21 protein-coding genes are annotated in these 25,031 nt (G+C 61.9%); 10 read left to right on the top strand and 11 right to left on the bottom strand.

Features of this window, described 5'->3' with window-relative positions:
- The first annotated feature begins 100 nt into the window (after positions 1-100).
- Positions 101-1,642 (top strand): metallophosphoesterase family protein, encoded by a 1,542-nt coding sequence (locus HV675_RS01565; protein WP_175108997.1) that lies wholly within the window; start codon positions 101-103, stop codon positions 1,640-1,642.
- Positions 1,643-1,665: 23 nt separating this feature from the next.
- On the top strand, positions 1,666-2,466 hold the full coding sequence (locus HV675_RS01560; protein WP_175108996.1) for a hypothetical protein: 801 nt from the start codon (positions 1,666-1,668) through the stop codon (positions 2,464-2,466).
- Positions 2,467-2,594: 128 nt separating this feature from the next.
- Here the strand turns inward: HV675_RS01560 and HV675_RS01555 are convergent, their stop codons facing one another.
- Positions 2,595-3,242, bottom strand: a complete 648-nt coding sequence (locus tag HV675_RS01555) for a VOC family protein (RefSeq protein WP_175108995.1) — start codon at positions 3,240-3,242, stop codon at positions 2,595-2,597.
- Between the two features lie 415 nt (positions 3,243-3,657).
- On the opposite strand from HV675_RS01555, the gene HV675_RS01550 reads away from it, so the two are divergent.
- A complete protein-coding gene (locus HV675_RS01550; protein WP_175108994.1) occupies positions 3,658-4,971 on the top strand; it encodes a serine hydrolase domain-containing protein in 1,314 nt (437 codons plus the stop codon).
- A gap of 3 nt (positions 4,972-4,974) precedes the next feature.
- Here HV675_RS01550 and HV675_RS01545 read toward each other — a convergent pair whose 3' ends face one another.
- The 4 genes from HV675_RS01545 to HV675_RS01530 form a co-directional block, all read right to left on the bottom strand.
- On the bottom strand, positions 4,975-6,117 hold the full coding sequence (locus HV675_RS01545) for an ACT domain-containing protein (RefSeq protein ID WP_175108993.1): 1,143 nt from the start codon (positions 6,115-6,117) through the stop codon (positions 4,975-4,977).
- Between the two features lie 408 nt (positions 6,118-6,525).
- Positions 6,526-7,371, bottom strand: a complete 846-nt coding sequence (locus tag HV675_RS01540; protein ID WP_175108992.1) for a helix-turn-helix domain-containing protein — start codon at positions 7,369-7,371, stop codon at positions 6,526-6,528.
- 37 nt (positions 7,372-7,408) lie between these two features.
- Positions 7,409-7,966: a carboxymuconolactone decarboxylase family protein gene (locus HV675_RS01535; RefSeq protein WP_175108991.1), complete on the bottom strand. Its 558-nt coding sequence runs from the start codon at positions 7,964-7,966 to the stop codon at positions 7,409-7,411.
- A gap of 142 nt (positions 7,967-8,108) precedes the next feature.
- Positions 8,109-8,978 carry a LysR family transcriptional regulator gene (locus tag HV675_RS01530; protein WP_175108990.1) on the bottom strand — a complete coding sequence of 290 codons (870 nt, stop codon included), beginning with the start codon at positions 8,976-8,978 and terminating at the stop codon, positions 8,109-8,111.
- A 102-nt stretch (positions 8,979-9,080) separates the two neighbouring features.
- Here HV675_RS01530 and HV675_RS01525 point away from each other — a divergent pair, with 102 nt between their 5' ends.
- Positions 9,081-9,506 (top strand): cupin domain-containing protein, encoded by a 426-nt coding sequence (locus tag HV675_RS01525; RefSeq protein WP_175108989.1) that lies wholly within the window; start codon positions 9,081-9,083, stop codon positions 9,504-9,506.
- Positions 9,507-9,625: 119 nt separating this feature from the next.
- On the opposite strand, the gene HV675_RS01520 is transcribed toward HV675_RS01525, so the two are convergent.
- The 5 genes from HV675_RS01520 to HV675_RS01500 form a co-directional block, all read right to left on the bottom strand.
- On the bottom strand, positions 9,626-11,431 hold the full coding sequence (locus HV675_RS01520) for an ABC transporter ATP-binding protein (protein ID WP_246270051.1): 1,806 nt from the start codon (positions 11,429-11,431) through the stop codon (positions 9,626-9,628).
- Between the two features lie 342 nt (positions 11,432-11,773).
- Entirely contained in the window at positions 11,774-14,176 is a 2,403-nt protein-coding gene (locus tag HV675_RS01515; RefSeq protein ID WP_175108987.1) for a glycoside hydrolase family 3 N-terminal domain-containing protein, read from the bottom strand.
- Positions 14,177-14,280: 104 nt separating this feature from the next.
- A complete protein-coding gene (locus HV675_RS01510; RefSeq protein ID WP_175108986.1) occupies positions 14,281-15,102 on the bottom strand; it encodes a carbohydrate ABC transporter permease in 822 nt (273 codons plus the stop codon).
- Positions 15,103-15,105: 3 nt separating this feature from the next.
- Entirely contained in the window at positions 15,106-16,053 is a 948-nt protein-coding gene (locus HV675_RS01505) for a carbohydrate ABC transporter permease (protein WP_246270050.1), read from the bottom strand.
- 41 nt (positions 16,054-16,094) lie between these two features.
- On the bottom strand, positions 16,095-17,375 hold the full coding sequence (locus HV675_RS01500) for an extracellular solute-binding protein (RefSeq protein ID WP_175108985.1): 1,281 nt from the start codon (positions 17,373-17,375) through the stop codon (positions 16,095-16,097).
- 308 nt (positions 17,376-17,683) lie between these two features.
- On the opposite strand from HV675_RS01500, the gene HV675_RS01495 reads away from it, so the two are divergent.
- Positions 17,684-18,739, top strand: coding sequence for a LacI family DNA-binding transcriptional regulator (locus tag HV675_RS01495; RefSeq protein ID WP_175108984.1), 1,056 nt, complete (start codon positions 17,684-17,686; stop codon positions 18,737-18,739).
- Positions 18,740-18,842: 103 nt separating this feature from the next.
- Positions 18,843-20,561, top strand: a complete 1,719-nt coding sequence (locus HV675_RS01490; RefSeq protein ID WP_175108983.1) for a tetratricopeptide repeat protein — start codon at positions 18,843-18,845, stop codon at positions 20,559-20,561.
- A gap of 488 nt (positions 20,562-21,049) precedes the next feature.
- Here HV675_RS01490 and HV675_RS01485 read toward each other — a convergent pair whose 3' ends face one another.
- Positions 21,050-22,000 carry an AraC family transcriptional regulator gene (locus HV675_RS01485; RefSeq protein ID WP_175108982.1) on the bottom strand — a complete coding sequence of 317 codons (951 nt, stop codon included), beginning with the start codon at positions 21,998-22,000 and terminating at the stop codon, positions 21,050-21,052.
- A 247-nt stretch (positions 22,001-22,247) separates the two neighbouring features.
- On the opposite strand from HV675_RS01485, the gene HV675_RS01480 reads away from it, so the two are divergent.
- From HV675_RS01480 to HV675_RS01465, 4 genes are all read left to right on the top strand, one after another.
- Entirely contained in the window at positions 22,248-23,153 is a 906-nt protein-coding gene (locus HV675_RS01480) for a fumarylacetoacetate hydrolase family protein (protein WP_175108981.1), read from the top strand.
- Between the two features lie 127 nt (positions 23,154-23,280).
- Complete coding sequence (locus HV675_RS01475; RefSeq protein ID WP_175108980.1) at positions 23,281-23,730, top strand: MDR/zinc-dependent alcohol dehydrogenase-like family protein; 450 nt, start codon at positions 23,281-23,283, stop codon at positions 23,728-23,730.
- Between the two features lie 44 nt (positions 23,731-23,774).
- Complete coding sequence (locus HV675_RS01470; RefSeq protein WP_175108979.1) at positions 23,775-24,683, top strand: pirin family protein; 909 nt, start codon at positions 23,775-23,777, stop codon at positions 24,681-24,683.
- A gap of 40 nt (positions 24,684-24,723) precedes the next feature.
- Positions 24,724-25,031, top strand: a 308-nt coding sequence (locus HV675_RS01465) for a GNAT family N-acetyltransferase (protein WP_217477993.1), incomplete at its 3' end; no start/stop codon positions are given.

Raw genomic sequence — 25,031 nt, 5'->3', positions numbered from 1 at the left:
CTTGTCCGGCGGCGCGGGAAACCCTCATTACAAATTGTCAGGTCTATTCCTAAGATGTTGCGGGGACGACATCCCGACCGGGTGGGCCATCGAAATGATCGTGTCTCTGGTGAATCATGTCGCTGACAACGCCACGACGTTGCGCGTATGGGCGGGTATTCTCGCGGCGACGAACGGCACGGCGTCGGCGCTGACCTGGACGCTCGGCGGCAAACCGGTTGTGCCATCGATCGTGCGCCCGCTGCAATGCTGGAAGGTTCAGGGCAAGCTCCCGTTCTGCTCGACGGTTGTCGAATTCGGCGGCCTTGCGTCCGCTTCCGAGCATGAAGTCGGCTTGAGCGTCGATGCCGCCGAACCCATCGTGCGGTCGTTTCGCACGTTGCCCCAGGCGATTCCTCAGGAATTCGGCGAGCGGTTCAATCTGCTGCTGCTGTCGTGTTTTCATGGCGCGCAGGACCGGCATGGCGAGGCCGGCAGATGGATCTCATCGTATAAGCCGCGTCCGGACCTCGTGCTGTTCGCTGGCGATCAGGTCTATCTCGACCTGCCCACCGAACGCAACTTTGCAGATGACCAGGACTGGCTCGAAGCGAAGTTCCAGGAAGACTACGTGAGCAACTGGTATGCGCCTGGCGCGTCGCCTGCGAGCGGCGGCGGCATTCCGGAGGGGTTTCCGCAATTGCTGTCGCTGGCGCCTGTTGCATCGATTCCCGACGATCACGAGTACTGGAACAACGCGCCCTTCAGGAGCCCGCTTATCCAGAACAGCTGGACCGCGGCGGGGCGGGACCGCTGGCGCCGCGCGGCCGAAATCGGCTTCGGCATGTTTCAGCAGGGCTATGCGGGCGCGATGGGACAGCCGCGCGTCATCGACATCGAGCCTCTGTCGATCCTGCTGCTCGATACGCGCAGTCAGCGCGAACGAGGCGCCGGCGATGCGCCCGATCACGCGACCATGCTCAACCCGCCAGGTGCGCTGCTCGGCAACGCGGGCCGCGTTGCGCTCGCCGCATGGGTGGACACGCTCGTTGCGTCCGCGAACACGGCGAAACCTCGCTACGGTTTTCTATTGACGGGGCAGTCGCTCTTCGCCGACCCGGCGAGCGCGTTCGACGGCCACGTGGCCGACTACGAGCTGGCGAACTACGCAGCCGACTATCGCTACCTGATGGAACAGATCGAGCGCGTCTCCACGGCGGGACTGCCGCTGACCTGCCTGACCGGTGACGTTCACTGGGGCAGGATACTGCGCGCGGATACCTTGAACCGCGGCCCTGTCTACGAGGTGATTTCATCGCCCACGTCGCTCGTCAAGTCGATCGGGATCGACGAATTGAAGGAGGCGAGGTCTGCGATAGCCGGCTGGTTCGGACCGCGCGACCCGTGGCCCACGCATCCCAACCCTAAAGATCCGCCGTCGAGATTCGGCACCTTGGGCGACTATCAATCGCTGCTGCTGCCGACAACGCTCGACCCCAAGCCCTCTTCGGCGATGCGAGGCAATCTGGCGCTGATGCTCGGCATTCAGCGTGTGGGCGGGTCGCTCGATGTGCAGGTCGACTACATCCCGCTTCATCATGATCAGGAAGTGAATGCGAAAACGCGCTGGAGCACGCATTTCAAGCTCACGGCGGCTCACTGAAACGATAAACGGAGAAACACATCATGTCACTCATCGCACGCCGGTCGAGGGCGGCTGCACGCAACGAGCATCTGCTTGAGCTGACACGGCAGAAAAAGGAAAGCAACGTCGCGTGGATCAACCGGGCGCTTAAGAGCGTCCCGTTGAAAAGCCTCAAGGCCCACAGTTTTATTCTGTTGATCGGCGGCGCCGATCCGCTGTCGTTCCGCTTGAGACTCGCGCAGGCACACGTGCGCAGCGACATGTCGCCGAGTTCGTGGTCGCAGGCGATGTTCGTCGACGCAAAAAGCAAAGCCGCGGCGAAGGATACGGAAGTGATCAGCGTGTCGCTTGCGCCGGCAGCATGGTATCCGCCCGACGGATTTGCGCCGATCTGCAATGCGATCCAGGCGGGCACGCTCGCCCATATCGATTCCCCCGCGCAGTATCCGAACCTGGCGCTTATCGCATGGCCGGTTGCGGGCGAAGCGATTCAAGCCAGTCTCGGGCAGTTGCGCCGTGAGCGGATGTCGATCGATCTGTCGAGTTTGCTGCTACGGTGGATCGGCTATGCGTGGGGCTGCGGCGTGCCCGCGAACCCGCTCGGCGAAGGCTTCGGCATGCCTTCGGCCGCGATGCTGGAGACAGCCTATGCGGCCAATGGATTCGATCTCACACCGGGACTCGAGAGCCGGTCCAGTTGCCCCGAGGCGATCTGGCAGTCGGCGAGCTGGTGGCACGAGTACTACAACAAGGATGTCGAGAAGCCGCAGAATATTTACGGCGCCTTTACCCGTGAGCACTATCTCGTCGACGCATCGTATTTTCCGGGTAGCGGGTCGTAACGCTCGATAGCATATCGAACACTGCTGTGGCGGACCTTGCCTCTCGAACGGCGAGTGGCGCATGGTGCGTAATTTCTATGCCTATCTATCGCGCCATGCGCCGCTGCCGGCGCAACGCATGCCGGCAATTACGCACCGCGCTGTTCGCGGACGATAAATTCGGCATACCAGTCGGGCCAGTTTTCATCGTGCTTGCCGGTCTGCCGCTCATGCTCGCCGTGCGCCGCCGCCGCGCGGCGCAGCGCACCTGCGAGTTCCGTTGCGGTGTGCGCATCCACTCTGCCGGGCAGGCGAGTGGTGACCTCCTGGAAGACCCAACCGTTCCCATCGGGGTCGCTAAACGAAGCAAACGAGCCGTAGCTGGTGCGTGCCGGATGCGGGCCGCTCACGCGCCCTTCTTCACCCGCATGATGGAAGACGCCGCCGACATCGTGGAACACTTCGCTTACCTCGATGCCACGCTCGACAAGTTCTGCGTGCGCGGCCACGACGTCAGAGACGATCAGATGAAGTCCCTGCACCGAGCCTGGCTTCGCAGTCGTGACACCGTTGCCGAACAGAAGCGAGCATAGCGAGCCCGGTGGCGTAAAGTGCACGACGCGAAATTCGTCGTCTTTCGCGAGATCTATATCGAGTCGCCAACCCAGCCTCGTGTAGAACTGCTTCGCGCGATCGACATCCGCTACCGGGATGACGATAACCTCCAGTTTCATATCGACCGCTTGTGCTTTTCCGGTCGACGACGCGGCTTCGCTGTGTGTCTGTCCATTGCTCATGTCGAACTCCTTGCGATTGGGGTGCTACAAGGACGGCTCATGCAAACAGGCAAGTTACAGCAGCGGCGATTCGCGCTTCCGACGATGTGCAGGCGATGCCTGCATCGAATCGCAAGCCGAATTGTCGTACAAGAAGGCTTGCCGCAGATCGCGTTTCCCGATCTACGAGTTTGGAAAAGAGCGCTGGCGTAGTCAAGCAGAACCGGGGAGAGCGAAGCGTGACGCTTCTCCGGTGCGCTGATATGCCGACCGCGTTGTCGTTCGTGATTACGTGTCACTTATCTAGTGCCATTCGGATCATTCAGTTTCGATCGCCACTCATCCAGAATCTGCCGGCCGAGGCGGAAACCATCATCGCGTCAACGGTCACGACCGGCCAGGCGACGCGACCGCCATTCATCGTTCTGGAGAAGACATGACTGTTCGACCTCATCGCCGCCAACTGCTCAAAGGGGCATCCGGTCTGGTGGCAGCCGTTGCACTGGGTGCGTTCGCGGACCGCGACGCGTCGGCCGCGTCGCCTGATGCGTCGCAAGGCCAGGCACCAGTACGCCGTCCCGAATACAAGTCGATCGATCAATGTCTGCGACACGCGGTCGACGACGGCGTTACCGCAGGCGTCGTCGCGATGGCCGCGACGCGGGGCGGGCTCGTTTATCAGGGCGCGGCTGGCCACGCGAATGCCCGCACCCGCGACGCGATCGGCCCGGATACGGTCTTCTGGCTCGCGTCGATGACCAAGGCGATGACCGCGACCGCATGCATGCAACTCATTGAACAGGGCAAGCTGCGTCTGGACCAGCCCGCGTCGGACCTCTTGCCGCAGTTGAAAGCGCCGAAGATCCTCGCAGGATTCGATGCATCCGGCCAGCCGATCCTGCGCCCGGCGCGCAACGCGATCACGGTGCGTCATCTGCTTACGCATACATCCGGCTACACGTACAGCATCTGGAGCGAGCCGCTCGGCCGCTATGAAAAAGTGACGGGTATGCCGGATATCGGCTATTCGCTCAACGGCGCCTTCGCCGCGCCGCTCGAATTCGAGCCCGGAGAACGCTGGCAGTACGGGATCAGTATGGACTGGGTCGGCAAACTCGTTGAAGCGGCAACGGATCAGTCGCTGGAAGTCTATTTCCGCGAGCGAATTTTCGAGCCGCTCGGAATGCACGATACCGGCTTTCTGCTCGGCAGCGCGCAGAAGCAGCGCGTCGCGACGATGCACCGGCGCGAGGCCGACGGCTCGCTCACGCCGGAACCGTTCGAGATGAACCAGCGCCCTGAATTCTTCATGGGCGGCGGCGGACTGTTCAGCACGCCGCGCAACTACATGAACTTCCTGCAGATGCTGCTCAACGACGGGACGTATCGCGGTGAACGCATCCTTCGCGCCGACACGGTGGCAACGATGTTTCAGAATCACATCGGCGATCTGCTCGTGACCGAAACGAAGACGGCTCAACCGTCGTGGTCGAACAGTTTCGATCAATTTCCCGGGCAGCCGCACAAGTGGGGGCTTTCGTTCGACATCAACACACAGCCGGGACCGCATGGCCGTAGCGTAGGCAGCGCCAGTTGGGCCGGACTTCTGAACACCTACTTCTGGATCGACCCGGTCAAGCGGGTGGCGGGATCGCTCTTCACGCAGACTCTGCCGTTCTACGACTCACGCGTCGTCGAACTGTACGGACAGTTCGAGCAGCGCTTCTATGATGGTTTGCGGCGCGCGTAACGATCAGGCGCCGCCTTCGTCCAGCGCCATGTCGGCCATCATGTCGGCGGCCAGCGATTCGAGCAGCGCGCGCAGCCCGTCGATCGACATCGTCTCCGGCACTGCGAGCACTGCCTTCACGCCGAACTGATGCGGTCCGGCAGGCGCCTGCGCGAGCTCGGTGTTCAATTCCTCGATGCTGATGTCGTGCGCCGACAGGCTGGCTGACAGGTCCTGCACGATGCCCGGCCGGTCCGGCGCCGTCAACTCCAGCGACACGCGGCGGCGCCCGCGCGCAAGCGGCGGCAGATCGCTGCGCGCGATCACGAGACGCAGCCCGGCGCTTTCGAGGTCGCGCAACGCGGTGGTGAGCGCGTCCGCGTGACGCTGCGCGACTTCGAACTGCACCATGCCGGCGAACTGGCTGCCGAGACTCGCCATGCGGCTGCCCGTCCAGTTCGCGCCGAAAGCGCGCGCGCGTTCCGACAGCAGGTTGACGATGCCCGGACGGTCGGCGCCGATCGCGGTGACGACGAGCGACGCGAGCGGCCCCGACGGTTCTTCGGCGAGTTCGATGCGGCGGCGAATGATCGGCGCGCGCGTCGCGAATTGCTCGTCCTGAGCTGTGGCCGGCAGCGCGCCGTGTTCGCGCGCGTAATGGGCGACGCGCAGCAGCAGCGCGAGCCCCATTGGCGCCAGGGCGCGCTCCCAGAGTTCGCGCGCGCTTTCGCCCTTTTTGACGAAGCACCAGTCTTGCGCGGCGATCGCGCCGGCATCCCAGCCGTGCGACAGGTGATAAATCGAGCCGCCCGCGATCGGGTCGCCCTCGAGAATGGTCCATTCGACCGCCGCAATGCCGCGATGGCGCGGCAGCAGCGATGGGTGATAGCCGACGCCGCCCAGGCGCGAGCGCGCCAGCGCGTCGTCGCTGACGCGCGCGTGCGTGTGTGCGGCGATGATCAGGCCGGTGTCCGCGGGAATCGCGCTGCCTTCGATCAGCCTTGGGTTGTCGTGGAGGGCAACCGGCAGGCCGGCCGCATGGCCCGCCACCGCGAGTCGGTCATCGGCGGAAGGCGCGACGACGCCTGCAATCTCGATTCCGTCGGCGCGAAACGCTTCCAGCACCGATGCGCCGAAATATCGTGACCCCACGATCGTGCATTTCATTCGTCACTCTCCAGTCTGATGCAACCCGGTTGCTGTCTTGCGCGGACAGCCGGCGAGGCCGGCGCGCCGCATCGATTTCTGCAGGCCGCGCACATTGTCATCGATTTGCCGACAGGTGTCGAACGGCCGGTTTGAAGCGCTAACGGAAGAGCGGCCACAAGCATGTGTTTGGACAATGCGTCGACCCGGTGAAAACCCGGCGGACGTGTTGGGCAATCAGCGTGTCCGTTGCCGGCAACGTGTGCCGGTATGTGTCGCGGCAAGAGGGCAGTGCGTCCCGGCAAAGCGACACCGTCTTGCGATTACCGCGCCTTGTGATGCGCAAACGAGATTCGCGTCGCATCCATCGGACGGCACGCGTGCCGAAAGGGTTGAAAGCCCATCAGTCTTTCAAACGGCCCAAATCGATTAGCGCAGCTTCGAATGCGTGGCGAGCAATGGCAGATGATGTTCTTCCGTTTCATCGTCGGCGGGGAACAGGCATTCAAGCCTCAACTCCTGCGCGGCAACGTTTTGCGGCGCGCCGACACTCGTCACCATCGAGAAGTACCTTAGCACGATGCCATGGTGAATAAAGCCGAGCGGGATCACGGGCAGCGACGGCGCGGCGGAACGTGCGTGATGGGTCTTCCAGTCGCGCGGGGTGTCGGGATACGCGAGCAGTGCGTCGAGCAGGTGCGCGGTATCGTCATCCACCACGCGACCGACCGATTCGCGATACACGCGTTGCAGCAGGCTGCGCGATACGGTTTCCCAGTCGGCCACAAACGGACGCATCCCTTGCGGGTCGAACATCAGATGCAGCATGTTGCGCGGGCCTTCCCGCGACGCCATATCGATGAAGCAGTTGAAAAAGCGCAGTGCGGCGTCGTTGGTCATCAGCACGTTCCAGTGCCGGTCCATGACGATAGCCGGATACGGTTCGTGCTGGCGAACCACCCGCTCCAGCGCGCGGACCACGCTATGCATCTCCTGCGCGTTCCATGGCGCCTCCGAATACAGCGGGGCGTATCCGGCGGCGAGCAACAGCGCATTGCGCTCGCGCAACGGCACGTCGAGCGTTTGTGCGAGCGTCAGCAGCGTGTCGCGGCCGGGCACGCTGCGCCCGCTTTCAATAAAGCTGATCTGCCGCTGCGAGACGCCTGCCTCGAGCGACAGATCGAGCTGACTGACGCCACGCACGTCGCGCCAATAGCGCAACAGATTGCCCAGTTCGCCCGTTGACGCTGCCGGATTGCGACTGCTGACATTCATGCGATTTCCCTCATTCAGACGCATGACGATAACAGCCTCACGCAACCGGCGCGCGCCAGACAAACTCGGTGAACGGTGCTTCCAGTTCAGGCTGCGTCACGCTGCCGGTGTAGTTCGTGATGGTCGATGCGGCCACCACCGCAATGACTTCGAGTAACTGCCCGGCGCTGAACCCGGCATCGAAAAAGCGTTGCTTATCCGCTTCAGCAAGACGGCCGCGCTTTTCGATCAGCGTGCGTGCCAATGTGGAAAGCGCGGCGAGGCCGGCGTCAGCGGGCAGGCCGCCGTGCCGGATTGCGTCGACATCGGCGCGACGCACATCTTGCTTGAGCGCGAGGGCGGTGTGAAACGCAACCGCCCACTCACTGGCATTCGTGACCGCGTTGGTCAGCAACAGCGTCTGGATCTGCGGTTCCGTCAAACTGCTCGCATGCACGCGCTCGAACAGGCCGATAAACCCGTTGATCAGCACTGGAGAAGCGGCCATGGTGGCGGCGATGTTCGGGATCAGACCAAACGCCTGTTGCAATTGCCGGAGCACGGGCTTCGATTCTGCCGGCGCCGATTCGATCGTATGAGCGGGATAGTGGAACATGTTAGCTCCTTGGCATTGAGCGCCGCCGGATCAGCAGCGCGATGGCCAAAGAGTAGAGGCGACTGTTCCGCGTGCCAATTACATGGGATGTAATCGTCGCGTCGCGTTCGGCATCGGCCTGCGCCAAGACGACCAGAACTTTTTATCCATCAGTTGCGCGCCACCGCGGCATCGCATCCCGCACATACCGCGCGAATTCCTGCGCGACGGGTCCGGCTCCCGACGTCATCTGCAACGTGATCGCGAATGTGGGCAGTGTCGGCAGGCCGGATTCGGCGCTGAGAATATCCATATCGGCGGGCACCGTCGACGCGAGCCATGCGGTGACGGCCAGATCGCCGCGCACGGTGACACGTGTGGCCTCGATGTTGCCGCTTTCGAACACGGTTCGCCAGCCAATCTGGCTTTCGCCGAGCAGTTCGAGAATCCTGCTTCGGAACGCGCAGGTCTCCGCCACCATCGACACCGGCAGCGGCCGCTTGCGATGCGACAGCCCGCCGCGCGCGCCGACCCAAACCAGCTGATCGAGCCGCAAGACTTCACCGCTCGCCTCGTCGGCGGGCTCTTCGATGACCGCGATTTCCAGCGCGCCGTCAGCGATGGCTGCCGACAATTCGGGCGAGGTCGCGCAGCGCAGCGCGATGTCGACATACGGATACGCTTCGCCGAACGCCTGAAAGATGGCCGGAAAACAGGTGCCGACGAGATCGTAAGGCAACCCGAGCCGCAACGTGCCGGAGAGCGGACGCGCGCTCATATCCGCCCAGATTTCGTCGTTCATCTTCAGCAGGTGCCGCGCCTTGGCGAGCAGCCGTTCGCCGGCCGGTGTCAATTCGAGCCGCCGTCCTTCACGGCGAATCAGCGGGCAGTCGAGGGTTTCCTCGAGCCGGCGAATCTGCTGGCTGACCGCGCCTTGCGTGAGATGTAGACGATTCGCGGCAGCGGTCATGCTGCCGAGTTCGGCAACCATGACGAAGGTCCGCACAAGCGGAATATCGAGGTTTCGGTTCACGACGTATTAGCGTATCTAATGTGATGTATCAAACTATATCGTTTCTCTAATGCAACGCGCCGCTTTATATTGGTCCCCGATCTGTTTTTGACGGAGCATCTAATGAGCACCACTCAACCCACTCCAATCCATGAATTTCCGTTTGGCGGCGTCGTGGACCTGCAGCGCGCATTCGAATCGTTGACCGACTATTGGTCGCCGAAAGTCGTGGCGCGCGTGAACGACAGCTACGTCAAGGTTGCGAAGCTGTCCGGCGAGTTTGTCTGGCACGACCACGCTCGGGAGGACGAACTCTTCTATATCGTGCGCGGCAATCTGCGCATTCAGTACGAGCAGGGGAACGAGGTGCGCTTGCCGGCCGGTTCGCTTCACGTGGTGCCGCGCGGCGTGCTTCACAATCCGGTCGCGGATGAGGAATGCTGGATCGTGCTGATCGAACCGGTGAGCACGCAACACACCGGCGACGTGGAAACGCCGTTGACGCGCTCGCTCGATGAGCAGTTGTCGCAATCGCAGCCGAAAGTCTAGTTCGGCCGAGGCCCGCGGCGCTGGCGCGACTCTTTCAAGACCGCTTCGCCATGCAGCAGCATGGATGCGCGCGCGCCGGGCATGCCGGACCACCTGAGACACCTCAGGCAATGCGGCCGTCACTCGAATACCCCGGCACTCGTCGCTGTGCGACGTTCCTGACGTAAAAGCACGTCGCGATAGATTCCCGCGCGTTTCGATAGCTCTGCCGGCGTGCCGTCATCGACAAGCCGGCCGTGCTGAATGACGACGATGCGGTCGAAGTTGCGCAGCGTCGACAGCCGGTGGGCGATCGCAACCACGGTGCGCCCGGCCAGCAGTCTGTCCAGCGCGAGCTGGATCGCGGCTTCCGATTCGCTATCGAGCGCGGATGTCGCTTCGTCGAGCAGCAGAATAGGGGCGTCCTTCAGAAACGCGCGCGCAATCGCAATGCGCTGACGCTGTCCGCCGGACAGGCGCGTGCCGCGCTCGCCGACGATCGTGTCGAGGCCCTCCGGCAACGAGTCGATCAGCTCACGGCAATTCGCCTGTTCGCAAGCCCGCAGCACGTCCGCCATGGTCGCGTCCGGCCGGCCGTAGCGAAGGTTGTCCAGCAGCGTGCGATTGAACAGTGACACGTCCTGCGGCACGACGGCAATCGCGTCGTGCACGCTGGCGAGGCTCACGTCGCACAGCCGCTGGCCCGAGATCGTCACGGCGCCTGAAGTGCGCGGCGGATCGAACGAACGCTGCAGCAACGCGAGCACGGTGGTTTTCCCCGCACCAGAGGGACCGACGAGGCCGACGCGCTGGCCGGCATCGATATGCAGGCTGAAATGATCGAGCACCGGGCGCCGCCCCGGATAGGCAAACGTGATGTTCTCGAAGTCGATATTCGCATCGCGGATTTCGAGGGCGGGCGCGCTGACCGGCTCTTCCATGTCGCGCGGCACGAGCAGCGCCTGCGCCGCTTCGGCGAGCCTTGCGACATGCTGCGTGACGTCCACCAGCGCGACGGCCAGGTCGCGCGTGCCGTGCAGGATCGCGAATCCGAGCGAACTGACGAGCACGACGTCGCCGGTGGTTGCGCGTCCGAGCGTCCACAGCCACAGAACCCAACCTAGCAGCGCTGAGGAAAGCAGCAAAGTCGCGACCGCATGCAGCAGCCGCAGCTTTTCGAGGAACCGCAGACTGGCCTCGCGCGAGGTCATCTCGCCGTTCAGAAATGCGTCGAGCCGGGCGCTTTCGCGTTGCGTCGCGACAAACATCCTGACCGTCGCCATATTGCTGATGACATCCACCAGTTCGCCGTCGACGGATGCGGCGTCGGAAGCGAACCGCTTATGCTTGCTGCTGCCGTGGCTTGCGAGCCAGAACAGGAGGGTGGCCATGCAGACCGACACCAGCAGCAGCGAAATCGCCATCCACGGGCTGACGAACCCCAGCATGCCGATCGCACCGAACACGGAGAGCAGCGGCGGCAGCGCGTTCCACGCGACCGTGTTTTCGATCGCGAAGACCGCGTTGGCGGTTGCCGATACGCGGCTTGCGACTGTGCCCGGGCGGATCGCGGAGAAATACGTGGGCGAGTGGCCGGTTGCATAGCCGAACAGCTGCCGGCGCACGTCCCCCGTCACGGCCACGAAGGTGCGCACGCTGATCCATCCCGCCACGCGCCAGAACAGATTGTCGGCGAACAGCAGTACGACGATGGTCACAAATGCCGACACGACGGTGGCGGGATGATCGCGCCCGGCGGGCAACGCATCGATCAGATTTTTGATGGCGAACTGCGAGCCCAGCGCACAGCCGACGGCGGCAATGATCGCGAGCAGCACCAGCGTATGGGAGACGGGACGGCGGCGGACGTACTGCAGTAGCAGCTGGATAGGCTTGCCCGCGTACGCCACGAGCGTTTGCGCGCGCCGACCGCGCGTGCGCGACATGCTTCGCTCATCCGATGCATGATGGCTGACACTGTTCATGCCCCAACCCCTGGTGCGGTTTATCGCCGCGCGCGTGCCGCGCTCACACCGCCGGCTTGTGCAGAGCGGTCATCGGCTGGGTAGCAAGTGGCTCGCCTGACGGTTTGTCTGCCGGTTTTCTGTGCGGCGGATGGGCCGTTTTGCGGGGCCGGGCCGGGACCCGCGCGTCATCCGAAAGCGCGGCCGACACGATGCGTCGACGGCAAAATCGCGCATGTCGCGGTTCAGTTTCTCGTCAGTTGTTTCGCGGGGTGGGGTTCGATCCGCTCCTTTACATGCAATAAATCGATGACACGCCGCGAGTCAAATCGCCTGCACATCGCTCACCATGCGCCAATTGCGTTCGAGCACGCGGGTCGCCTGACCCGTGACGGTGAGCGTCGCGTTCAGATGGATGTCGCGGCTCGAACTGCCGATCATCAGTTCGAACTCGCCCGGCTCGACAATGCGCTCGCCGTTTCCGTCCGTGAAGTTGAGCATATCGACGGGCAGCCGTACGCGTAGCCGCGCTTTCGCTTGCGGCTCGACCGTCACGCGGGCGAACGCCTTGAGCTCTTTCACGGGGCGCGACGTCGAAGCGAGACGGTCGCGCACGTAGATCTGCACGACCTCGTCGCCGCGGCGCGCCCCGATGTTCTCCACGCTGAAGCTGAACTCGAATGTGCCATCGGCAATCGGCGCGTTTGCCGCGGTGAGTTGCAGGTCGCCGTACGCGAAGCTTGTATAGGTCAGCCCGAAGCCAAACGGGTAGCGTGAGCCGAAGTGCCGCGCGACAGGCGTGCCCGCGCTTTTCAGGCGATGGTTGTAGACGTAAGGCACCGCGCCCGCGCTGGCCGGCACTGACAGCGGCAGACGTCCGCTGAAGCCGGCGCGCCCGGTCAGCAATTCGGCGAGCGCGATGCCGCCTTTTTCACCCGGCGCAAATGCCATCACCTGCGCGGCGACGCGTTCCTCCTGGCCACCGAGGTTATACGGGCGGCCGCCCGTCATCACGACGACAGTGGGCGTGCCGGTTGCGATCACGGCATCGACGAGCGCCTGTTGAACGCCCGGCAAGGCGAGGCTATCGGTGTCAGAACCTTCGCCGACCGTTCCCGACTGGAACAGGCCCGAGAGGTCGCCGACGCACACGACCGCCACGTCCGCGTCACGCGCGGCCTGCGCGGCGAGCGCGAGGCGCGAGGTGTCCGTGCTGATCAGTTCATCGTGGCTGTTCACATCGCGCGTGTCGAGTGAAACGTCGCCAGGGAATACGGGCGCGCCCGCACGCCGCTCCTCGATAATCGCGCAGCCTTTCTCGTAGATGATCTGCGCATGCCCGAGCAGGTCACGCAACGCCTGCAATGGCGTCGTGATCGACGAATTCGACGTCTCGCCGCTATTGATGAGGTGCACGGGAAAGCTGTAGCCCGCGAGCAGCGCAAGCGGATCGTCCGCTGTCGGCCCGATCACGGCGACCTTCTGCTTGCCGTCGCAGGCGAGCGGCAGCACGCCGTCGTTGCGCAGCAGCACCGCCGATTCGAGCGCGACTTCGTGCGCGAGATCGAGTGCCGCGTTGCTGCGCAGGTTGACGCGCTCCGGGTCGGCATAAGGATGCTCGAAAAGGCCGATGTCGAATTTTGCACGCAGCACCCGCGTGACGGCCGCATCGATCGTCGCCTCGCTGATTTCGCCGCGCGCGAGCGCCTCTTTCAGGTGCAACGCGCATTCGTGGCCCGGCAGTTCGACGTCGAGCCCCGCATTGAACGATTGGGCGGCGGCCTCGGCTGCGTCGCGCGCGACGCCGTGATGCGTATACAGCAGATTCACCGCTGCGTAGTCGGCAACGATCAGCCCGTCGAAGCCCCATTTCTCGCGCAGCACGCGCTGCAGCAGCGGCTGGTTGGTGTGACACGGCACGCCGTCGATGTCGTGATACGCGGGCATTACCGAGCCCGCGTGCGCCAGCTTCACGGCCATCTCGAACGGCAGCATGTAGGTATCGTTGAGCTCGCGAGGCCCGACGTGAACCGGTGCGTGATTGCGCGCGCCTTCGCTGGCCGAATGTGCGACGAAATGCTTGAGCGTCGCGAGCAGGTCGCGGCGTTCGCCCTGCAGGCCTGCCACGTAATGGCATGCCATCACGCCGACCAGATACGGGTCTTCGCCGAAGGTTTCCTCGGTGCGGCCCCAACGCGGGTCGTGCGATACGTCGAGTACCGGCGCGAGGCCCTGATGACAGCCGATCGAGCGTGCCTGCTCGCCGATCATCTTGCCGACGCGTTTGATAAGCGATGCATTCCATGTCGCCGCATAGTTGAGCGGCGACGGGAACAGCGTGGCGTCCTTGATCATCAGCCCAACCAGGCATTCCTCATGCGCCATCACCGGAATGCCGAGACGCGTCTCTTCCACCATCTGCCGCTGCAACGCATTGAGCGCCTTCACCCCTTCCTTCGGGTCGACGGTGTGCGTGCCGAGCGGACGCGTCACCTGACCGACGCCATAGCGCAGCAGCGTATCGAGCGGCACGCCGGTGTCGCGCTGTGCGAAGTCTTCGGTACGCCACGCGTGATGCCCGTCTGCCGAGAGTTTCAGCCAGACCGCATGCAACTGCGCGATCTTTTCGTCGATCGTCATACGCGCAAGCAGATCGGCGACGCGCGCATCGGTCGGAGCATCGGCCCGGCGATAGACCGGCAGCTCGTGGCTTTCTTCAAGCGCCATACATTGACTCCTGACAAGTTGGGTACGCAGGCGACGTTCCGCTGATGCGCCACCTGGTGATGCGTTTAGATGCGCTTGCGCTTGGGCCGACTCATATCAATTGTTCAGCCTTTCAGCGAACCGGCCATCATTCCTTTGATCACGCGTTCCTGACCGAATGCGTACGCAGCGATCAGCGGCAACGACGTGAGCGTGACGACCGCGAGCATGGCCGGCACATTCGACGAGTATTGCCCCTGAAAGTCCCATATCGCGAGCGGCAGCGTGCGGTGTTCGGGCGTCGAGGTCAGCATGTACGCGAAAATAAACTCGTTCCACAGGCCGATGCCGTTATAGATCGCGACGGTGGCGAGCCCCGGGGTCGAGAGCGGAAGGAAGATGCGCGAGAAGATGCGGAACGGACCGGCGCCGTCCAGTTGCGCGGCCTCTTCGAGCTCGCGCGGAATCTGGCGCATAAAGCCGGTGAGAATGAAGATCGAGACCGGCAGACTCAGCGCCACATACGGGCCGAGAAGGGCGAACGGCGTGTCGTAGAGGCCGAGGTTGCGCGTGAGCAGGTAGATCGGCACGAGTGTCGCGTGCAGCGGCACGATCATGCCCGCGACGATGATCGCGAAGAGTGTCTTGTTCAACGAAAAGCGCAGGCGCGCGAACGCATACGCCGCCATTGCGCTGACCAGCACGATCAGCAGCACCGAGACGCCCACCACAAACGCGCTGTTGCGAAAGTATGTGAAGTACGGACCTTCGAGCACTGCCGCATAGTTGCCGAAATACAGGTGCTGCGGCAACGCCCAGACCGGCGCCGAGAAGGTTTCGTCCTGCGTCTTCAGGCTCGTGGCGACGACAAAAATAAATGGCAGTGTCGTGACGATCAACCAGATCAGCGCGAGGCATGGCGTGCCGAATTGCAGCTTCGTCTTCATGGCCTAGACCTCGGTCTCGAAGCGGCGCGTGACGCGCAGCGACACCGCCGCGACCGCGCAGACGATGAGGAACATCGCCGAGCCGATCGTGCTCCCATAGCCGAGCTGGAATGAGCTGAACACCGTGCGATACATATACGTGGCCATCAATTCCGACGAGCCTTCGGGACCGCCGCCCGTCATCACGTAGATCAGGTCGAAGTAGCGCAGCGAGCCGAGCACCGCGAGCAGCACGGCGGTGCGCACGGTATCTTGCAGATGCGGCAGTTTGATGCGCCAGAAGATGACCCATTCGGACGCACCGTCCAGACGCGCGGCCTCGTTGACTTCGACTGGCATTGACGAGAGGCCGGCGAGGAACAGAATCATGTAGAACGGAATGTTCTGCCAGCAGATTACCGCGATGGTCGACGCCAGCGAAAGATGAGGATTGCCGAGCCAGTCTTGCGCGAGGGCGTCGAGACCGGCCGCATGCAAAGCGGCGTTGAGCGGGCCGAAATTCGGATCGTAGACGTTCTTGAACAGCACGCCGATCGCGACGCTCGACATCAGAAGCGGCAAAAAGTAGAGAATCTTGAGCACGCGCGAACCGCGGCCGGCTTTTTCGAGCAGTACCGCGAGCGCAAGCGCGATCGGCAATTCGACGACAATCGATGCGATCGCAAGGATCGCATTGTTCAGCAGCGATTGCCAGAACACGATGTCGTGCGCGAGATGAACCCAGTTCGACAGTCCGACGAAACGCGCATTGCTGCCGAGACCGTTCCAGTCGAGCAGCGAAAGCCGCATGCTCGACACGAGCGGATAGAGCAGGAAGACGGCCAGCAGCAGCACGGCAGGCGCGAGGAACACAGCCGCGACGAGTGCCTGCGACGGCAGGCGCAGCCGGCGTCGGCGTCCGGATACGGCGGGGAGCGCGATATTCACGAGCGTGTCTGCCGGCTGGCGCATCGCGGCGCCGGCCGGACTATCCGGTTGAGGGCGATTGACGATTAACCGCCGGCCTTCGCGGCGGCTTCCATATGCTGGGCGGCGGCCTCGGGTGTCAGCGACAGGCCGAACAGGGCCTGCGTGGTGTCCTTGTGAACCTCGCCGAGGCGCGGCGGCAACGCCTGGTCGTACCAGAGCTGCACGTTCGGCGCATCCACGATCAGGGTTTGCAGACGCTTGAGGAGCGGATCGTCGAGTGCGATGTTCTTGACGGGCGGAATCTTGCGGTCGCCTACGCGAGCACGCATCGCGGGGTCGTCGGTGAGCGACTGGATCAGCTTGAATGCGGCATCCGGATATTTGCACTGGCTCGAGATGCTCAGGAAGCCGTCGCCGACTGTGCCGATCACATCGCGCGGATCGCCTTTGCCGCCGGGCACGCCGGGAAAGGGGAAGAAATCGAGCTTGCGCGAAAACGACGGGTTTTCGCTCTGAATGGTCGATGCTTCCCAACCGCCCATCAGCTCCATGGCCGCGCGGCCCGAATAGAGCAGACGTCGCGACGCGCCGACGTCATAGTCCAGACCGTTGAAGCCTTGCGCGAACGCACCGGCCTTCACGAGTTGCTGGATGTACTTGCCCGCCTCGACGAATGCGGGATCGCTAAAACCCTTGCCGTTGCCTTCGAGCGCGGTGCGCACGACGTCCGGGCCGCCGATGCGATCGACGAGGTACATGTAGTACATCGAACCGGTCCACTTGTTCTTGTTCGCGAGTGCCAACGGTGCAATGCCGTGCGAGGTGAGCACCTGCACGACATGCATCAGGTCGGGCCAGGTCGCGGGCGGCGTGAGGCCGTACTGCTGGAAAATGTCCTTGTTGTAGAAGATGACGGCGGCGGACGCATTTTCGGCGGCCACGCCATAGGTCTTGCCGTCGAACGTCACGGCCTTCCACGACGAAGGCAGGAAGCGGTCGCGGTAGGCTGCGTCTTTCTGCAGATACGGCGTGAGATCGACGATCTGGCCTGCCTTCACATACTCATGCAACGGGCCGCCACCCCATGATTCGAATACGCATGGCGGTTGATTCGCACCGAACGCGACCTTCAGCTTTGTCTTGTACGCATCGTTCAGCACATGCGAATTCTCGACCTTATAACCGGGGTTCTGCTGCTCGAAGCGGTCGGACGCGTCGCGCAGAATCTTGCTCGACGTCGCGTTGGTTTGCTGGTCCCACACGGTGATGACCTTGGTGTCCTGCGCGCGCGCGGCGCCTGCCATGGCGAGCGCTGAGCCCAGCGCCGCTACACATAACGCCTTCGATACTGCGGCATTCGCCATCTCGGAGTCTCCCGTCGTTAGAATGATGAGCACGCAACGTTAGCCCTAACGTTGGCGATCTTAGTAACGTCGTCATCCGGTTGCCAGATGAGGTTAACCCTCAAGCAAGCGAGGGCGCTTTACGCAACTGGCATATTCTCTTTTCAAGCCTTAACAAAACGGGTGTTTGAGCGACAGGGCGCGACGCAGGCAAGTCCTGATTGCAGCGGGTGACGATTCGTCTAGAATGACCGGAAACTAACGTTATCGCTAACAGTGCGAAGCGCTCGCACGCATCGCATGCACTTCCATCACGAGCCCGTCACGGCATGACCAAGGAAAACCCCACGCTGGAAGACGTTGCGCGCCTTGCCGGTGTGTCGCAAATGACCGCGTCGCGTGCGCTCAACGGGCGTGCCGGCGTGTCGCGCGAAACCCGCGATGAAGTGCTGCGCATTGCGTCCGATATCGGTTATGTCGTCAATCGCACTGCACAGAAGCTCTCAGGCGGGCGCAACGGCATCATCGGCATCATTACGCCGACGCTCGATACACAGTTCTCGAGCGAGTTGATACTCGGTGCGGGCCGTGCGGCGCGGGCGGCGGGTTGTGAAGTGCTGGTCTACACGATGTCGGACGAAGAACGCCGCACACATCACGATGTGCTGGGTCTCGTGCGGCAGTTTTCCGACGGCGTGCTGGCCATCTTGCCGCGCGAATCGCTCTGGCTCGACTTGCTCGCCAAAGCGAACCTGCCGGTCGTCGTGATCGACCAGCGCGGCACGATGAACCGCTTGCCGTCCGTATCGGTCGATAACTACGGCGGTGCGCAACTTGCGGTCGAGCATCTGATCGAGCTCGGGCACACGCGCATTGCGTTTCTGGGCGGCGGCGAATCGATCGAAGGCGTGCGCGACCGGCAGCGTGGTTATCTGGACACCTTGTCGCGGCATGGTTTGCCGCATACGCGCGAATGGATCGTGCCCGGCGATCTGTCGCAAATGACCGCGTTCGAGGTTGCGTCGGGCCTGCTCGAACTGCCTGAGCCGCCCACTGCCATCTTCACGGCCAATGATCAAAGCGCGTTCGGCGCGATTGCTGCTGCGCGCGAGGCGGGGCTGCGCGTGCCGGATGATATCTCCGTAATCGGCTTCGACGATATTCCGATGGCCGAGCAGTTTCATCCGGCGCTCACGACCGTACGTCAGCCGTTTCAGCAGATGGCGAGTTCGGCGGTCAATACGCTGCTCGCGCAGGTTGCCGGGCACGGCGCGGGGGCGCAGCGCGTGACGTTTGCGGCTGAGCTTGTGGTGCGTAATTCGACTGGAGCGGCGCCGGTTGCGCGCCGGCGTTCGGGTGCGTCGCGTCAGGGACGCAAGCGGTGATGGAACGGGTTGCCTCGCGGGTCTGACCGGGAAAATGAAAGGTAGTGGCGCTATATTCCCGCGACTTACGCAATCGCAAGCGGACATCTCGCATTCGTTACGCATGAAAAAGAGAATCGCACTGCCACGACACATCGAAAGCCTGTTAAGCCAGGCTGTAACGCTACAACAAAACGGTGCGATCCCTGAGGCGGAAGATCTCTATCGGGAGATACTTGTCTCCCGTCCTCGACACTTCGATGCTTTGCAACTTCTGGGTGCGCTGATGTTACAGAGTGGCCGATTTGACGAAGGTATCGAGTTGTTGCGAGCCGCGATTGATATTAGTTCGACGCAGGCGCCGGTTCATTCGAATCTGGCGTTTGCACTCAACGCGATGCAACTCCATCAGGAAGCACTCGAGAGTGCGGACCGTGCTGTCGCGCTGAAGCGCGACTTTTTCGACGGATTGAACAATAGAGGAATGGCGCTGGCTGGCCTCGACCGCGCTCAGGAAGCTTTGGTGAGCTTCGACGAAGCAATCGCGTTGCATCCGGAAGTCGCGACGGCATGGAACAATCGGGCCTGCACGTTACGCGAATTGGGCCGTGCGCAGGATGCACTGAGCAGTTGCGACACGGCAATCCGATTGCAACCGGCTTACGCGGAAGCGTGGAGTAATCGTGCTAACGCGTTAAGCGACTTGAAACGACCCGAGGAGGCACGGGAAAGCTATCTGCACGCGATAAAGCTGGCGCCCGGCTTCGCAGACGCCTGGAACAATCTCGCACTCACGCTCGTAGACCTTGACCGGCATGATGAAGCGCTTGCGTGTTTCGACCACGCGCTTTCGAAAAACGAAAATCATGTGGAAGCACATTGGAATCGCTCAATTTGCCTGCTGCGCATGGGGCGGTTCCACGAAGGATGGACAGAGTATGAGTGGCGTTGGAAACGTCGTCGGGTCAGCTTGAGTCAACGTAGACTCCAACAACCTTTGTGGCTTGGAGATTTTGCGCTAGACGGAAAGACAATCCTTCTGCATGCCGAACAAGGGCTTGGCGATACGATTCAGTTTTGTCGCTACGCAGAAAAGGTGGCTGCGTCAGGCGCGACGGTCTTGCTGGAGGTGCCGCCCGAGCTGGTCAGGCTGCTGCAAGGGCTTAAGGGCGTTGCACAGGTGATTGAAGAGGGACAGCCGCTGCCGGCGTTCGACTGTTATTGCCCATTACTCAGTCTGCCGTTGGCGGTCGGAACCGAGTCTGAATCGATTCCTTCACCGGGCCCTTATCTTCATGCCGATTCCACGGAAGTTGATAGATGGGGACGACGCATCCATCCGATTTCCGGCAATGCACTGAAGGTTGGCCTTGTTTGGGCGGGCGGCAATCGTCCACATGTCGCGGAATTGCGAAAGTACGATGAGAGACGTTCGGTTTCGCTGGAAGCGTTCGCACCGGTCCTCGGCGTTGAGAACGTGCGTTTTTTCAGCTTGCAGAAAGGCCCGGCGGTAAATCGGCTGGCGGAGATGAATGCGCGCCTGCCTGAGGACCGACAGATCATTGACTTCACCAATGAGATTGTTGATTTCGCCGATACGGCAGCATTCGTACAGAATCTGGATGTCGTGATATCGGTAGACACCTCGACTGCTCATCTCGCTGGGGCGTTGGGTAAACCAGTCTGGATTTTGAATCGTCTGGATACGTGCTGGCGTTGGATGTTGAAGCGTACTGACAGTCCTTGGTATCGCAGCGCGACTTTGTATCGTCAGTCTGCGCTGGGTGAGTGGGACGATGTTTTTCGAGCTTTGGAGAGATCTCTTCGGGTGCTTGCTGGTTAATGTGCGGTGGGGGGTACGGTCAAATTGACCCTGAGCGGTCGTTCAGGGTCGCCGACACCCGACATTCAGAATGTTGACTACTTCAGCAGTCACGCTCCGCATCTGTCTTTGTTTTGACCAGGAACCATGGCCGGGTCGGATCAAGGTCGAGCGCCGTTACGGCGCAATCTGCTACGTATCGTCGAGCAAGCGAGCACAAGGGAAGATACTTGAAGCGTCGACGTTCTGCTTTCTCGATTGCGCGAGGCAGGCAGAACGTCGGCTAAGCTTGGCAAAGCGAACCCTCGCGTGCTTCAGTCGCTTGGCCGCTTCTGGCCGAACCCGGAAATTGAAATGAGTCGTCGCCCCGCCCGGGCGCAACGTCAGCTTCGAATTTCCGCAGCCGACCCAAAGACGTCCTCGCCAGTCAGGGCTCGACTGTCCGAACGTGCCTGAGAAGCGGACGTCTGAAGCATGAGCCGAAGCAATCAGGCTGGTCAGTGCAGCGGTCAACGCAAACTATGCCGCCACGCGGATGGACTGAGCCCGGTCTCCTTCTTGAACGCCACACCGAATGAGCTTTGATTCGCAAATCCCACCGCCAGTGCGATGGCTGGAAAGCTCAACGCATTGTCGCGCAGCAGCGCCTTCGCTCTTTCGATGCGTTGGGAGCGCAGCCAGGCGTGAGGCGGCATTCCCATAGATTGCCTGAAGGCCGAAGAAAAGTGTCCGGCGGAAAGGCCGCACAGGCTCGCAACGTCCGTGAGCGACAGATCGTGATGGAGACGCGCAATCATGTAATCGCACGCCCGTTTGCACACATTGGGCGGCAGTCCTCCGCGGCGACAAAGATTGTTTGTCCCGGTGAAGGTTGAAAGATGCCTAACGAGATGGAGCGAGAGAAGCGTGACCGCAGTCTCGAGGTAGAGAAGACCCTGTCGGCCTTCGCGCTCGCATTCCTCGTAGAGGAGGTGCGCAAGTTGCCATGACAGGGGGTGGTCGTAGCCCCACGTCTCAAGAATGTTCATCGCACTCAGATGTTGCAATTCGCAGGTCTGCAGGATGTATTCCGGTTCCAGCTCGATAGACAGGAAGCGATAGTTCGACTTTTCCCTGATTCGAAACTCGACCTCACTACCTGGCGGCAGCACAAGCCCATAACGCGGTCGGTTTCGATAGCTGAAGATATGCTTTCCCGACTCCGCGTCGGCCTCGACGAATCCACCGTTCCACGAAAATTGCAACGCGACCGCGCGCGTGACGATTTTTGCGGCACCTGCTACAGAACCGATCCTGTGGGCGGCGGCGGAGCCTCCCGCCCATTTGATATGCCTCGACTGATTGACGGTTCCGTTGACGTCCGACCATATGGTTTCAGGATGACCAGGGGCGCTGAACATGGGCGCTGGCGTTCCGACCGCGACTTCCGCGGATCGAATCCGGGGCATGTTGGATTGCATGATAGCTCCCCAAAGGGCCTACCCAAGCAGGGCTGTAAGCGACAGCCCAGCAGGCATTCTCTTGCGCCCTTGCAAGAAAAGCAACGAATAAAGCCGTTCATCGCTTCGCAACGTGAGCACAACGCCGTTCACCGGGTCCGGTGAACTTTCTCTTCGTTTCGGACGAATTCCGCAGTTTCAGACGAGAACGCATCGCGGACCGCCGCTATAGTCCCGAACGTGAGAAGCGGTGACTACGCAGTTATCGGTGTTGCAATTCCGCAATCGGCGTGATCGCCGGTATTTGCGGCACACGCCGTGTGCAGCCTCAAATCAAGGAGCGTTGATCATGCAACAATTTGCCCGAGTGTTAGTGAAAGGCCAGGCCGTTCCCATCATTGTCAACGGTGGCGAACATCTGGACCTGCGCCCGATCGTGGCGGACATCACACCCGAAGCAATCGCGAGCGGCATACTAAACCAGGTCGATACGGCTGCGCTTGAGCCGGTGAGCGGCGAATTCGTCTACCTGGCGCCGATCGCCGGCGTCCGCCAGATCGCGGCCACCGGCTTCAATTACCGCAAGCATATCGAAGAGTTCAAGATGAAGCCGCCGACGGAACCGGAAGTCTTTCTCAAGGCAGTCACGTCGCTTGCCGGGCCAAACGACGCGATCGCGCGAGGCCCCAACCCCGGCGTCAAGCTCGATTGGGAAGTCGAACTGGCGATTGTGGTGGGCCGCGAGGCTCGCGACATCGTAGCGGCGGACGCGGCCAGCAACATCTTCGGCTTCGTCTGCATCAACGACATCTCGGACCGTGCCACCCAAGTCGACGCGGAAGGCCAACAGCATCTCGTGCGCGCGAAGTCCCGGCCGGGTTACTCGCCGATCGGGCCGTACCTTGTCACCGGTGTCGACGGCATGAATCTCGATCTATGGACGAAACTGAACGGCCAGTTCGAACAACGCGGCAATACGAGCGACATGCTGTTCGGAATCGGCGAGATGCTCGCCTACTTTTCGACCCACATGACGCTCCTACCGGGCGATCTGCTCGCCACGGGTACGCCGCCGGGCGTCGGTTTCGGCAAAGACCGCTTCATGCAGGTCGGTGACGTACTCGAATGCGGCATCGAACATCTTGGCGCACAGCGACATGAGATCCGGCCCTAAGCTTCATCGAAGAAAAACTCTCGCATGGCCGCTATATTGATTCATCTTTTTGCAGGGCCGTTGGGCGCAACCATGCCCACACTGTTTGAATGTCCGCTCCGCGAGATTCCGGACGGTACTGCCTTATATGTTGGGACGTGATTTCGCGAGCAAGGTGATGCGCGTCGGCCGCGACGCGGTGCAATGGCGCGCTGATCAGCTTGTGTACGCATTTGTTGGTCAGGGGCAGAGAGCGTTCGCCGACTATGTCATTGTCGACAGCGCAGCGCTCGCCGAGACGCCACATTCTGTCGATATCCTCGCCGCAGGCGCAGTGCCGCTTACCGCGCTCACTGCCTGGCAAGGCATCTGCGATCACCGAAGCCTTCGCACGTCGCGCCCGGGGCGTGCGCAGCCGGAAGGTTCACAACTCACTTCGAGTGTTGCGCTCATTGATGAAGGTCGCGTGAAGGTACGCGTGCCTGTGTCGGGCACAGGAATAGAAAGCAGCGTTGCACGTTATACAGAGAGCAGTGAGACGGTGGCTACTGCGGTCGCTGCAAGCGTGACAAGCAGCCGCCCCAGCAGTGCCCAGTAACGAAAGCTTACGGTATGGCCGCTATCTTGAAGGAATGGTGACATATGAAGCAAGCGACAGATTTTCGGGTAAGTGCCGGCTCTCAAAACGTGCGTCGGGTTCTGCAACGAACCCGAGGGAAAGCCACGGGACCAATCACCCGGCTAGCCGGCCCATCGGATATTGGACAACTGATCAAGCCATTTGTGTTCCTGGGCTATATCGGCGTCAAATCGCCGATCGAGACCGAAACTCCCCTGCATCCTCATTCGGGCATTGCGACCCTCACGGCGCTCGTGGAAGGATCGTTGCATCATCAGGACAGCAAGGGACGGCCGAGGTCAATGTCGGCCGGGGGCATTGAATGGATGCAGGCCGGTTGCGGCGTATGGCATGGGGGCTTCGCGAAGACCACTGGCTCAGTAAAGCTCTATCAGCTGTGGATTGCGCTGCCTCCGGCGCTCGAATTGAGTACGCCGTCTGAAATATTTCTGAAAGCAGATGAGATGCCGTCGGAGGGCCCCGCTCAGGTCTTGCTTGGTCGTCTGAACGGGCAAGCAAGTCCGATAAGTGAGCCGCAGCCCATGGCTTGCCTGAATGTCCGCCTGAGTCAAGGCGAGAGATGGCGCTACACGCCGCCTCGCGATCACGATGTGTTATGGATTTCGGTGTATTCCGGTTCTCTGGATGCCGGTGAGGAAGTTTCGGAGGGCGAATTGGTGGTGTTTGAGCAATCCGGGCACAGCGTCGACTTTCTTGCAAAAGAGGATTGTGGTTTTCTACTGGGATCGGCTCAACACAGTCCGTTCGATCTGATCGAGGGCTATTACTCCGTGCATACGGAGCAGGCGGCTTTGCAAAGCGGTGAGCAGGAAATCGGGCGCCAGGGAGCACAGTTATGCGCAGACGGCCGGATAAGCGCTGAACGTGCCGCCCAGGTTGCTCACCAGATGTCGACTGCTACAAAGAGCTAGGCCCCTGACCGGGTCACGTCGCTTCAATGGTGTAATGGAGGTGAGCGGCGTTTGCACGCACCCTGAGCACCGGCGCAAGCGCTACGCGCCACTACTGATCGGTGCGATCACCAAAACCATCCTCGAACGTGGCGACACTGCGTTTCTACACATGAAAAACGATAATGGCGTCGCGGCCAGCGTGTACGAGAAGCTCGGGTTTGAAGTCCGCACCGTGTTTGATGTTGCAGGAGTATCGGTCCGTCGTCGCGTGGCTTCATGCAGGCTGATCAAAACTACCGGGGCTCTTGTCCGAGGCCGTCCACTGCGAAGTACGAGCTCGCTCCGCCTTCCGCAAGCCGGCCTTCA

This window comes from Paraburkholderia solisilvae (assembly GCF_902859875.1).
GTDB lineage: Bacteria > Pseudomonadota > Gammaproteobacteria > Burkholderiales > Burkholderiaceae > Paraburkholderia > Paraburkholderia solisilvae.
This window is presented reverse-complemented; position numbering and strand designations above follow the sequence as displayed.

Excerpts from the sequence above, each read along its gene's own strand:
- HV675_RS01535 (WP_175108991.1), bottom strand. The coding sequence starts at position 7,966 with ATGTTCCACTATCCCGCTCATACGATCGAATCGGCGCCGGCAGAATCG.
- HV675_RS01495 (WP_175108984.1), top strand. The coding sequence starts at position 17,684 with ATGACCAAGGAAAACCCCACGCTGGAAGACGTTGCGCGCCTTGCCGGT.
- HV675_RS01490 (WP_175108983.1), top strand. The coding sequence starts at position 18,843 with ATGAAAAAGAGAATCGCACTGCCACGACACATCGAAAGCCTGTTAAGC.
- HV675_RS01525 (WP_175108989.1), top strand. The coding sequence starts at position 9,081 with ATGAGCACCACTCAACCCACTCCAATCCATGAATTTCCGTTTGGCGGC.
- HV675_RS01505 (WP_246270050.1), bottom strand. The coding sequence starts at position 16,053 with ATGCGCCAGCCGGCAGACACGCTCGTGAATATCGCGCTCCCCGCCGTA.
- HV675_RS01485 (WP_175108982.1), bottom strand. The coding sequence starts at position 22,000 with ATGCAATCCAACATGCCCCGGATTCGATCCGCGGAAGTCGCGGTCGGA.
- HV675_RS01560 (WP_175108996.1), top strand. The coding sequence starts at position 1,666 with ATGTCACTCATCGCACGCCGGTCGAGGGCGGCTGCACGCAACGAGCAT.
- HV675_RS01550 (WP_175108994.1), top strand. The coding sequence starts at position 3,658 with ATGACTGTTCGACCTCATCGCCGCCAACTGCTCAAAGGGGCATCCGGT.
- HV675_RS01540 (WP_175108992.1), bottom strand. The coding sequence starts at position 7,371 with ATGAATGTCAGCAGTCGCAATCCGGCAGCGTCAACGGGCGAACTGGGC.
- HV675_RS01555 (WP_175108995.1), bottom strand. The coding sequence starts at position 3,242 with ATGAGCAATGGACAGACACACAGCGAAGCCGCGTCGTCGACCGGAAAA.
- HV675_RS01545 (WP_175108993.1), bottom strand. The coding sequence starts at position 6,117 with ATGAAATGCACGATCGTGGGGTCACGATATTTCGGCGCATCGGTGCTG.
- HV675_RS01500 (WP_175108985.1), bottom strand. The coding sequence starts at position 17,375 with ATGGCGAATGCCGCAGTATCGAAGGCGTTATGTGTAGCGGCGCTGGGC.
- HV675_RS01515 (WP_175108987.1), bottom strand. The coding sequence starts at position 14,176 with ATGGCGCTTGAAGAAAGCCACGAGCTGCCGGTCTATCGCCGGGCCGAT.
- HV675_RS01510 (WP_175108986.1), bottom strand. The coding sequence starts at position 15,102 with ATGAAGACGAAGCTGCAATTCGGCACGCCATGCCTCGCGCTGATCTGG.
- HV675_RS01520 (WP_246270051.1), bottom strand. The coding sequence starts at position 11,431 with ATGTCGCGCACGCGCGGTCGGCGCGCGCAAACGCTCGTGGCGTACGCG.
- HV675_RS01475 (WP_175108980.1), top strand. The coding sequence starts at position 23,281 with ATGTTGGGACGTGATTTCGCGAGCAAGGTGATGCGCGTCGGCCGCGAC.
- HV675_RS01470 (WP_175108979.1), top strand. The coding sequence starts at position 23,775 with ATGAAGCAAGCGACAGATTTTCGGGTAAGTGCCGGCTCTCAAAACGTG.